This window comes from bacterium (assembly GCA_036524115.1).
GTDB lineage: Bacteria > JAUVQV01 > JAUVQV01 > JAUVQV01 > DATDCY01 > DATDCY01.
In genome coordinates, this window is record DATDCY010000291.1 from 1 (window position 1) to 10,848 (window position 10,848).

The 10,848-nt window shown below is 71.6% G+C and carries 10 protein-coding genes; all 10 read right to left on the minus strand.

The genetic code is table 11. From position 1 onward, the window contains the following. Window positions 1–162: 162 nt before the first annotated feature. Window positions 163–1,251, minus strand: a complete 1,089-nt coding sequence (locus VI078_13815) for an aminopeptidase P family protein (GenBank protein ID HEY6000360.1) — start codon at window positions 1,249–1,251, stop codon at window positions 163–165. After that, window positions 1,248–1,682 carry a type II 3-dehydroquinate dehydratase gene (gene aroQ / locus VI078_13820; protein HEY6000361.1) on the minus strand — a complete coding sequence of 145 codons (435 nt, stop codon included), beginning with the start codon at window positions 1,680–1,682 and terminating at the stop codon, window positions 1,248–1,250. Before aroQ ends, VI078_13815 begins: the two co-directional genes overlap by 4 nt. Before the next feature lie 11 nt (window positions 1,683–1,693). Then, window positions 1,694–2,053, minus strand: coding sequence for a roadblock/LC7 domain-containing protein (locus tag VI078_13825; protein ID HEY6000362.1), 360 nt, complete (start codon window positions 2,051–2,053; stop codon window positions 1,694–1,696). Beyond that, window positions 2,050–4,332: a tetratricopeptide repeat protein gene (locus VI078_13830; protein HEY6000363.1), complete on the minus strand. Its 2,283-nt coding sequence runs from the start codon at window positions 4,330–4,332 to the stop codon at window positions 2,050–2,052. The genes VI078_13825 and VI078_13830 overlap by 4 nt, the downstream gene beginning before the upstream one ends. A 40-nt stretch (window positions 4,333–4,372) precedes the next feature. Then, on the minus strand, window positions 4,373–5,134 hold the full coding sequence (locus VI078_13835; protein ID HEY6000364.1) for a hypothetical protein: 762 nt from the start codon (window positions 5,132–5,134) through the stop codon (window positions 4,373–4,375). A gap of 22 nt (window positions 5,135–5,156) precedes the next feature. Further along, complete coding sequence (locus tag VI078_13840; GenBank protein HEY6000365.1) at window positions 5,157–5,720, minus strand: hypothetical protein; 564 nt, start codon at window positions 5,718–5,720, stop codon at window positions 5,157–5,159. Between the two features lie 32 nt (window positions 5,721–5,752). Continuing rightward, the gene (gene aroB / locus VI078_13845) at window positions 5,753–6,895 is read right to left on the minus strand and encodes a 3-dehydroquinate synthase (protein HEY6000366.1); all 1,143 of its coding nucleotides are present in this window, start codon (window positions 6,893–6,895) and stop codon (window positions 5,753–5,755) included. Continuing rightward, the gene (locus tag VI078_13850) at window positions 6,892–7,524 is read right to left on the minus strand and encodes a shikimate kinase (GenBank protein HEY6000367.1); all 633 of its coding nucleotides are present in this window, start codon (window positions 7,522–7,524) and stop codon (window positions 6,892–6,894) included. The genes aroB and VI078_13850 overlap by 4 nt, the downstream gene beginning before the upstream one ends. Then, complete coding sequence (gene aroC / locus VI078_13855) at window positions 7,478–8,629, minus strand: chorismate synthase (protein HEY6000368.1); 1,152 nt, start codon at window positions 8,627–8,629, stop codon at window positions 7,478–7,480. Before aroC ends, VI078_13850 begins: the two co-directional genes overlap by 47 nt. A gap of 86 nt (window positions 8,630–8,715) precedes the next feature. Continuing rightward, window positions 8,716–10,848 (minus strand): type IV pilus secretin PilQ (gene pilQ / locus VI078_13860; protein ID HEY6000369.1); only part of this gene is annotated, 2,133 nt, incomplete at its 5' end.

Here is a 10,848-nt window from a genome sequence, read left to right on the forward strand (position 1 = left end):
CGCGGGCGCAGGCGGCGCGGCCGACCCGTCGCGCCTGACGCGGATGCGGGCGCCGGCGCGCTCGACCTCGACCTCGACGACATCCGTCCCCTGGATCAGATCGATCAGGTCCTTCACATCCTTCAAGTTCATCATCGGTACTGTCCTTTTTGATTCCGTTCCTCAGCGTTCCAAGAGCTTCGGGACGGCGCGGCTGAGCACCTCCGCGCCGTCCCGCGTCACCAATAGCATATCCTCGATGCGCACACCACCATAATTTTCCAGATAGATGCCCGGTTCCACGGTGAACACCATCCCGGGTTGCAGGATGTCCCCACTCTTGGGCGAAATAACCGGCATTTCGTGGACCTCGAGACCCACCCCATGGCCCGTGCCATGCCCGAACTCCTTCCCGTAGCCCGCGCGCTCGATGACATTGCGGGCGGCGGCGTCCACGTCGGCAGCGCGGGCCCCCGGCCTCGCGACAGCGATGGCTGCGCGCTGCGCTTCGAGGACGATCCGGTAGATGTCCTTGCCTCGACTTTCCCACTTCGATGGCGAAAACGTCCTCGTCATGTCCGAGCAATACCCTGCAACGCGCGCACCCCAGTCGATTACCAGAAGCCTTCCCCCACCGATGACAGAACGCGTCGGTGACGCATGAGGCTGCGCCGCACGGGGTCCAGACGCCACGATCGTGGGGAACGACTCCTGGTCACCGCCCGCCCGGCGGATTGCGGCGTGGAGCCGCTCGGCCACATCTGCCTCTGTCCGCCCGAGCACGTCCCTCGACACCGTGCCGAGAGCCCGGGCCGCGACCGCAATTGCGCGCCTGATCGCGACAACCTCCGTGGGGTCCTTCACGGCGCGAAGCCCCTCGATCGTCCCGCGCAGCGGCACCAGTTCGACGCCGGGGAGCGCCTTGGCCAGCTCCGCGTGCGCGGCGACGGTCATGTGTTCGGCCTCGATGCCGAGACGCCTGACGCGCGCCCGACGGACGCGGGCCGCCACCGCCTCGGTGGCACTCGACGTGTACTGCACCCGCTCCGCCGCCCGCACCTCCCGCGCCGACTGGACCAGGTAGCGGAAGTCCGTCAGGAACACGGTCTCGCGCGGCAGCACGAGCAGCGTCCCGGCCGAGCCGGTGAAGCCGCAGAGCCAGCGGACGTTCGGCAGGTGGGTTACGAGGAAGGCGCCAGGCCCGCCGCGCCCGGCGGACGAGCGAAGCCGCGCGACCCTCCGGGCGTGGAGAACGCCCCGGTTCGACCTCACGAGGCCAGCAGCGCGGCCACCGCCCGCAGCGCCAGGAGGTAGCCGTCCGGACCGAAGCCGGCGATCACCCCCCGGCAGACCGGGGCCGTGAGCGACTCCCTGCGAAACGCCTCGCGGGCGTGGACGTTGGAGAGGTGCACCTCGACGGCTGGCAGCCCGACCGCGGCGATCGCATCCCGCAGCGCCACGCTGGTGTGCGTGTACGCCGCCGGGTTGACGATGATCGCTGCCACGCGCCCCGCCGCCCCCTGGATCGCGTCGACGAGCGCCCCCTCGCCATTGGACTGCACGAACTCCACCTCGAGGCCCAGCTCCCGGCCGAGCGCGCGGGTCCGCTCCTCGATCTCGGCGAGCGTCAGCCGGCCGTAGACGCCTGGCTCGCGCGTCCCGAGCAGGTTGAGGTTCGGGCCGTTGACGACGAGGACCTTCATCGCGATCGGGCCTAGATGAACTCCGGCGCCAGCTCGTGCGCCGCCCGCCGCAGCTCGTAGCGGCCGCGGCCGACGAGCGCCCCGGGCGAGAGGTGCAGGAGCAGGTAGTACCCGGGGCCGATGAGCCGCAGCAGCGAGAGGCGGCCCGTGTTGCTGACGAGCAGCTCCTCGAGCTCGCCGGCCTCCACGGCCACCGTGGCGCGGCGGATCTCGCGCGCGGCGCCGACGAGCTCGACGCTCGCCAGCTCCAGGTCGAGGGACGCGTCCGCGGCGTGCCGCTCGACTATGATGCCGTCCTCGGCGATGATCACCGCGCCGAGCGCCCCCTCGACGCGCGAGCAGATCCTCTCGAGCACCTCGCGGAAGTTCATCGCGGACGCCCTCCCCTGAATGCGGCCAGCAGCGCCTCGAGCCGCCGGATGGTTTCGGCGCGGTCGGGGCGGCCGCCGGTCGCCGGTGCCGCCGGCTCCGCCGCTGCCGTGGCGCCCTGGGCGCGCTCGAGAGCGCGCACCTCGTCGAGCTTCCGGCGCAACGCCGCGTCGTCGGGGCTGGCCGTCGCGAGCCGCTCGTAGATGGCGGCCGCCCTTCCGTAGAACCCCTGGTTGATGTAGATCGACGCCAGCGTCTCGGTGTCGAAGACGCCGCGGGCGGCGCTCGACGTGCCTGCCGCGGCCGGAGCCGCCCCGGCCGTCTCCGCCGGCTCAGCCACGGGCTCGGCAGCGGTTTCGGCTACGGGTTCAGTTGTGGGTTCAGCTGTGGGTTCGGGCACCACTTCGTCGGCAACAGCGGAAGCCGCTGCTGGCGCAACGGCTTCGGGCGCGACCTTCCCGGCCTCTTCGATATCCTCGGCGAACGAAGCCTCCGGCCCGATTTCTCCCGCGAGATCGACGCTGGGGATCTCCTCCTCGAGGCTGACCACGGTCTCGGCGGAGGACGCCTCGATGTCGCCTGCCTGCGCCGCCGGCTCGGCCGGCGGGGGCTCCAGGGCCGACAGATCGACCGGCGACTCGAGCCAGGCCGTCTCCGGTTCGGGGGCCGGCGCCTCCTCGGCGAGCAGGGCCGCGGGTGCGGCATCATCCCAATCCCCGGGGAGTTCGACGCCGGGGCCGGCATCCAACGGGATCGGCAGCTCCTCGGTCGGCGCGCACTCCGGGGCCGCCGCTGCGGCGAGCGCCTCCACTGCCTCCGTCGCGGCAGGCGGGGGCGGTTCGGCCGGGGCCGCCGGCTCCTCCCAGACCAGTTCTTCGGTCGCGGCTTCCTCGGGCGAGAGCACGGGGACCGCGCTCTCTTCCTCCCGCGGCCCGGCGACGTCCTGCACGGGGGAATCGTCCTCCCAACCGATCTCCTCGCCGACGGTCGGTGGGCCGGGCTCCGGCGCCGGCGCGGCGTCCGCGTCGCGTTCCTCGGCGAGGGCAAGCTCCAGCTCGCTCTGTACGTCGATCCGCGGTATTTCCTCGTGCAGCTCGATCACCGGGGGCTCGCCCTCCGGCTGCTCGAGCGGGAGGTGCGCCGTCGGCTCGAGTTCCAGCTGCTCGAGTACCGGCCGATCCTCGTGTGCCGGCCTGACGGCCGCGGCATCCCGGGGGCGCGGCTCGCGCGTGAAGATCTCGAAGACGCCGTCCTGTTCCTCGTCCTGCCCCCGCTCCGGCGCCTGCTGCGGTTCCGGCGCGGGCGCGGCCGCCTCAAGGTCAATGTCAGCATACGCTTCCCGCTCGTCCCTGGCCGTCTCGCCGGGCCGCAGCGCCTTCTGCCTGCCGAAGACCTCGAACGGCGATTCGGCTTCGGGGACCGGCGCTGCCGGAGGCGGCGCGGGCTCCGCCGGGGGCACCGCGGGCTCACGCCCGAAGATCTCGATCTCCGCCGGCGGTTCCGCCGGTTCCGATGCCGGGAGCGGGATGTCGGGCAACGGAGACGGAGGCGCCGCGGCCGGCTCGATGTCCTCGAGGTCGATCGGCGGCGGCTCGACGCCGATGTCGTCGAGGGTGATCGCCTCCGGCTTTGTCGCCGGCGGCGGCTGCGGACGCGGTTCCTCCAACTCGACCCGGTGCGAGTCGAGGCCCTCCAGCGCCAACTCGCCCCACGGCGACGCTTCCGCGGGCGGAGGCGGCACGGTCGGCGACGGTGCCGGTGCCGGTGCCGTGGCCGGCGCGACCTTCGGGACGGGCGGGGCGGCGGCAACGGGAGCCGGAGGCGGCGCAGCCTGCGGGGGCGGGACCACCCCCGCGCCGATGTCGGCGAGCGCCTTCTTCGCCTCCTGATCGTGCGGATCCAGCAGCACGACCATCCGGAAGGCCTTCGCCGCGTCGGGGAGGGCCCCCTGCGCCAGTGCGATCTGGCCGAGGACCTTGTGGGCGATGATGTTGTCGGCGGCGGCCTTGACGACCTTGCGCATCTCCTCGGCCGCTTCGCCGAAGGACTTCTTCTCGAACAGCGCGCGACCGAGCGCGACGCGACCACCGAGGTAGTTGGGGTGGACGTTCAGACCCTCGCGCGCCGTCTCGATGGCGTCGTCGAGCAGGCCCGCCTTGCGGTAGGCCTCGGCGAGCGGGGCGAAGACCCGCGAGTTCGGGTCCTTGGCGAGGATCTCGAGGTACTTCCCGATCTCCGCCGAGGCCGCTCCCGCCGCCCCGCTGCCCTTGTCGGTTGCCACGCTCTCAGCTCCCGGGAATCTCCTCTCCCGGAGGTTCCGTCTAGGGAACGACGACTGGATAGGGGTCCGACTCAACGAAACTGGTGTCCGGATCCCCCTCGCATTTTGCGCGCGCTATGACATTGAAAGTGCCAGACGCGACCCACTGCATATCTACGCTATTGTCGGCAGCTGCTATCGTCCAGCCAAGACCGTCGTCGAAGTTGAACTCAAGCACATATCCGCTGCTGCAGGTCTCGGTAACCGTCGCCACGTACTTTTCGGTCGCGTTCAGCAAGGGGGCTTGGTTGCCCGACGTAATGACAACGCTGGTGACCGCACCCGTTCCGCCCCCGCTACCCCCGGTGACCATGAACCCGACGTGCCCCTCCGCACTCCACGCGCGCCCCGTGTAGATGGTGAACGCATAGCTGCCGGTCGGGCACGTCTCCAACACATTGAGGTTGATCGAGGCGCCCCCGTTCGGCCCGGTGAGCGTGGGGTTCGTCTGGGCCGAGAAGTACGCAGAGGCCCCACCCTCGGCCGCGATCGACAGTGGCACCCCCTCGACCGGGAGACCATTCGCGTCCTTGAAATAGGCCAGGATCGACACGACTCCGGGCGCCGTGATGGAAGACGGCTCCGCGCGCGTGGTGATCGTCGCACCCGCGTAGTCGATGTTCGGATTGTACTTGCTCGAGGGGCCCGTCGGACCGCCGGGGCTGTCCCCGGCGTCGCTGCAGGCCCAGATCGCCAGCGGGAGCGCGGCGAGGACCGCGAAGAGCACGAGCAGCCGCGCGTCTCTTTTCAGCCTGGTGTTCATCGTCGTCCCTCCCCCAGTCGCCCTACGGGCAGCGGTCGTAGTTCTCGATGACGAGGGTGACCTCCGCGGTGGCCTTGACGTCCGCCTGGAACGCGTCCTTGCCCCAGATCGAGATGTCGGCCCGCAGCGTCAGCCCCTCGGTCGTGCCGATGGTGGGATAGTGCGAGCGGATGTACTCGAGCGTCGGCAGGTCCATCACCAGCACGGTGATCGTCCCCGTCCCGTCCGGCGCAATGCCGACGGAGAGGCCGCCGCCGTCGAGCGAGGGGAGGTTCACCGTCTTGTTGATCCCGGTGAAGTCCACCCGGTAGCGGCTCATCGTCACGAAGGAGTTCGTCGACTTGCCGGTCGGCGTGTTCGGCCGGCTCTCGTTGAGCATCTCGACCGTGGCGTAGCTGTTGGGAATCCCCGGTTCCGTGTCCGGGGGGTCGGCGCTGGCATCGCAGACGTCGACGAAGATGTCCGGCGTAAAGGCCGTCGCCGGCTCCGGGTTCACGCTCACCACCCGGATGATCGAGCCGGAGGGGTCGCTCCCGTCGTCGAGGGCGTTGCCGCACCCCCCGAGCCACGCCAACCCCGCCGCCACACAGACCGACAGGACTGCCCCACGAAATGCTTTCATCCCTCCACCCCCTTGCAGGTACAGGCTGCCTTGTTCTCCCGTCCAGTCCGTGCGAGGACCACCCTGAGTAACTTCTCAGGGATGTCGGCGTAAAGGTTTGCACTTCCTATCTTTTCTGTCAAGACGAATCTCACCTTCCCCCCGGCTGCCTTCTTGTCCTGTGCCATGGCCGCGAGCATCGCGTCGGGGTCCGGCGACGGATCGTCGACCGGCAGCCCGGCGCGCCGCAGCAGCGCCTCCTGGCGGGCGGCGTCCGCCTCGCTGCAGCGGTCGAGGAGGACCGCCAGCCGCGCCGCCCGCGCGATGCCCCACCCGACCGCCTCCCCGTGCCGGTAGGCGCTGTAGCCCGTCAAGGTTTCGAGCGCGTGCCCGAAGGTGTGCCCGAGATTCAGCAGGCTGCGCCGGCCGCCCGTCTCGCGCTCGTCGCCGGCCACGATCGCGGCCTTGATCCGGCAGCAGGTCGCGACGGCGTGCCGCAAGGCCCCCGCGTCGAGCGCGAGCAGCGCCTCGAGGTCCGCCTCGAGAAACTCGAAGAACGCGGCGTCGAACGCCGCGGCGGAGCGGATGACCTCGGCCAGCCCCGCGACCAGCTCGCGCCGGGGCAGCGTGCGCAGCGTGCCCAGGTCGGCGCAGACGGCCAGCGGCTGGTGGAACGCGCCGATCAGGTTCTTGCCGCCGGGATGGTCGATGGCGACCTTGCCGCCGACGCTCGAGTCGACCTGCGCGAGCAGGGTCGTCGGGCACTGCACGAAGGGGAGCCCGCGCTTGAACGTGGCGGCGGCGAAGCCCGCGAGGTCGCCGACGACGCCCCCGCCGAGGGCGATGACCGCGGCCGAGCGCTCGAGCCGGTGGGCCACGAAGCGGTCCCAGAGCGCGGAGAGCTGCGCGACGGACTTCGACGCCTCGCCGTCCGGCACGACGTCGACGCGCACCTCGAAGCCGGCCGCCGCCAGGCTCGCCACGGCCGCGCCGCCGTAGCGCTCGAAGACCGGCGGCACCGAGACCAGGGCGACCGTCCCCGAGAGGCCGAGGCCGGCGACGTGCGCCCCGAGACCCGCGAGCAGCCCCTCGCCGATCCAGATCGGGTAGGAGCGCTCCCCGAGATCGACGGTGACGGTCTCCACCAACGCCGCCGTCATCGGCAGGTGCCTCCCAGGCGCGCGGCCTTCCGGCGCGCCCGGGCCGCACCCGCGCGGCGTCGCGCCTTCTCGACGACGTGCAGGACGGCCTCGGCGGCCCCGCGGGGCGTCATCTCCGCGGTGTCGACCCGCAGCCGGTAGCGGCGGTAGTCGCGGGCGCGCCGCGCCAGCAACGCCTGCAGGCGAGCCGCCGCGTCCGCCCCCTGCAGGAGCGGGCGCGTGCGCGAGCCGCCGATCCGCCGCAGGATCACGTCGGGCGGCGCCGTGAGCAGGACGACCGGGCCGGTGCGCCGCAGCAACGCGCGGTTGCGCTCGAAGCAGACCGCGCCGCCGCCGAGCGCGACCACGCGGCCGCCGGGGCGCACGGCCGCGCGCAGCGCCCTGTGCTCCGCGGCGCGGAACGTCCGCTCGCCCCGTTTCTCGAAGATCTCGGCCACGCTCATCCCCGCCTCGCGCTCGATCTCCCCGTCCAGGTCCACCCACGGCACCCCGAGCACCCGCCCGAGCGCCCGCGCCGTCTCCGTCTTGCCGGTCGCCATGAAGCCGGCGAGATAGAGGTTGCGTCCGGCGGCCAGCAGCCGCTCAGGCGCGGGGCGCGATCCGCTTCCGGAGCGCCTTCCAGTGCTCACGCATCTCACGGATGCTGTCGCCTCCGAGCTTCTCGCGCAACGCCCCCGCCAATTCGAGGGCGAGCGCCGCCTCCGCGACCACCCCGAGCGCCGGCACCGCGCAGACGTCGGCGCGCACGACCACCGCCCGACCGGGCCGCCCGCTGCGCAGGCTCGCGCTCGGCAGCGGGCGCTTGAGCGTCGGGATGGGCTTCATCGCGCAGCGGAACGTCACGGTCTCGCCGTTGGTGATGCCCCCTTCGATGCCCCCGGCGCGGTTGGTGCGGCGGTGCCAGCCCCAGGGGGCCGCGGCGGCGTGGTGTATCGCGTCGTGCACCTTCGAGCCCGGCAGCGCGGCCGCCGCGAAGCCCAGGCCGGTCTCGACACCCTTGACGCCGGGCAGCGCCATGAGCGCCGCGGCGATGCGCCCCTCGATGCGCTGGTCCCACTGGACGTGGCTGCCGAGCCCGGGCGGCACGCCCTCGGCGTCGACCCGGACCACGCCCCCGAGCGAGTCGCCGCGCGCGGCCGCCGCGTCGATCGCGCGCACCATCGCCGCGGACAGCCGCGCGTCGGGGCAGCGCACGGGCGAGCGCTCGGCCCTGCGGCGCGCCGCCTCCGAGATGCGCTCGGGCAGCGTCCGGCCGACGCCGCCGATGGCCTCGACGACGGAGTGCACGCGGATGTCGAACTCCGCCAGCAGCTGCTTGGCGCAGGCGCCCAGGGCGACGCGCGCCGCGGTCTCGCGGGCGCTGGCCCGCTCGAGCACGTCGCGGATGTCGTCGAGGTCGTACTTGAGGGCCGCCGGGAGGTCGGCGTGCCCCGGCCGCGGGAAGAGCAGCGGCTTGTAGCCGGGCGGCGGCGCGTCGAAGCGCTCCGTCCCCCGATTCTTGAGCAGCAGGGCGATCGGCGCCCCCGTCGTGCGACCGAAGCGCACGCCGCCGACGAACTCGGCGTGATCGCGCTCGATGCCCATCCGGGCGCCGCGGCCGTGGCCGAGCTGGCGGCGCGCCAGCTCCGGGTCGACGTCCGCCGGCCCCAGGATCAGGCCGGCCGGCATCCCCTCAAGGAACGCGAGCAGCGCCGGTCCGTGCGACTCGCCCGCCGTGTAGTGTCTCCAGACCATGGCCTCCCTCACCCCAAAAGGAAATGCACCCGCCCTGCCGGGGGGTGCATCTCCGCGCCCACGCGCCTCGCGCGCGCCACCGCGCCCTAGATGGTGACCAGCCGCGGCGTGAGGAAGATCATCAGCTCCTGCTTGCTCTCTTTGTCTCCCTTGCTCTTGAAGAGCCAGCCGATCAGCGGCAGCTTCCCGAGGCCCGGCACCGAGCTGTCGTCCTTGATGGCGGTCTGGACGAAGATGCCGCCGATGACGGTGGTCTCGCCGTCGGCGATGAGCACCTTCGTGTCCGCACGGCTGGTGTTGATCGAGAACATCGCGCCCTCGGTGGTCTGCACGTTCTCGCCCTGCGAGGACTTCTCGATCTGGATCGCCATGAAGATCTTCTTGTCGTTGGTGACCTGCGGCGTCACCTCGAGACGGATGCCGACGTCCTTCCACTCCACCGTCCGGTTGCCGTCGGCGTCGGTCTTCGGGATCGGCAGCTGGCTGCCGACGTTGATGAGCGCCTTCTGGTTCTGCACGACGAGCACCTTGGGGTTGGAGAGGATCTTCGTGCGGCCCAGCTTCTCCATCGCGGAGAGGCGCAGGTCGAGCGTGAGCGTGTTGGCGATGTGCCCGAACGAGAAGCCGATGCCGGCCGTCGGGGACGTCGCCGGCAGGTTGACCAGGTAGTTGTTGCCGCCCGAGGCCTGGGTCCCGTTGAGCGAGATGGAGTTCGGGAAGGCGTACTTGGTCGCGTTCCCGTGCTGGGCGTCGGCGATGAAGTTGGCGTTCCACTGCACGCCGAGCTGCTGCTCGTAGCCGCTCGTCATCTCGACGATCCGCGCCTCGACGAGGACGGCGGGGGTCGGCGCGTCGAGGGCCTTGATCACCTCGGCCATGTGGTCGAGGTTGGCGGCGGTGTCCGTGACGATGATGGTGCTGGTGCGCTCGTCGTACGTGACCGAGCCGTCGGAGGACTTGAACTGCTCGAGGCTCTTGGCCACGGCCTCGAGCCGGCTCTTGCCGGCGTCGTCCTTGCCCGCGTAGGAGATCGGGAAGTAGCGCGTGAACTTCGGCTCGGCCGCCTTCTGGGCCTGGATGTTCTTCTGGCGCGCGTCCTCCATCTGGCGCTGCTTCTGCTCTTCATCGAGAATCTTGTCCAGCGTCGTGATCCGGATGATGTTCTCGGACTCGCGGACCTGCGCCAGCTGCGGCTGGTTCGACTTGAGGATGATGTCGAGCGCCAGGTCCCACGGCACGTCCGTGAGCTTGATCGTGACCGTGCCCTTGACCTCGGGGCCGGCCACGAAATTGAGGCCGGAGACCTCGGAGATCAGCCGCAGGATGTCATTGACGTCCGCGTCCTTGAAATCCAGCGACAGCCGGCGGCCCGTGTACACGCGGGCGGCAGGCTGCTGCGGCGCCGCGGATTCCGCGGCGGTCGCAGCGGGAGCCGCGGCGCCCGCAGCCGGGCCGGACGTCGAAGCGGCGGCGGCCGCAGCCGGCGCGGCGGCACGCTCGAAGTCGACGAGGACCCGGTCGGACTCGGCGGTGGTGCGGAACGGCACCGGCTGGCGCAGCTGCGCCACCACCCGCACCAGGGAGGCCTCGCCCTTGGCGAACGGGAAGGCGCTGACCTTGACCACGTCCCCGCCGAGCGACGCCAGGTCCAGGGTCTTGCGCTGCTTCTCTGGGATCTGCGCGTTCGCGATCTCGACGACGACCTTGGCCGGGTCACCCGAGTCCACGACCGTGAACTCCGGCTTTGCGCTGGTGCTGATCGTGAGCCGCATCCCGCCGTCGACGGCGCGGCAGGAGACGTCGGTCACCGTGTTCAGGGCCGCCGCGGCGGCAGCAGGCGCCGCCGGGGCTGCCGACAGCGCCGCCGCACCGAAGGAAACGACGATGCGGTCGCCCGCGCCGGCCACGCGGTACTCGCCCACCTTCTTCAGGTCGAAGACCACCCGCGTCGCCTTCTTCGGCTGCGTGTGCTCGCCGAGACGGATCTGCGAGACCCAGGCGTCGCCGACCTTCTTCTTGAGCGGCCAGACCTTGTTGACCGCGTCCGCGATGTCCACGACGAGGCTCTTGCCCTCGACGAGGAAGTACTCGTAGGTGAGCGGGCCGCTGCCCTGCAGCGTCACGACCAGGCCGTCGGCGGCCTTCTGGACGTCGATCGCGGTGAGCGCGCGCGGGCCCGACGGCACCGGGGCGGGGGCGGGCTCCGCCGGGGCAGGAGC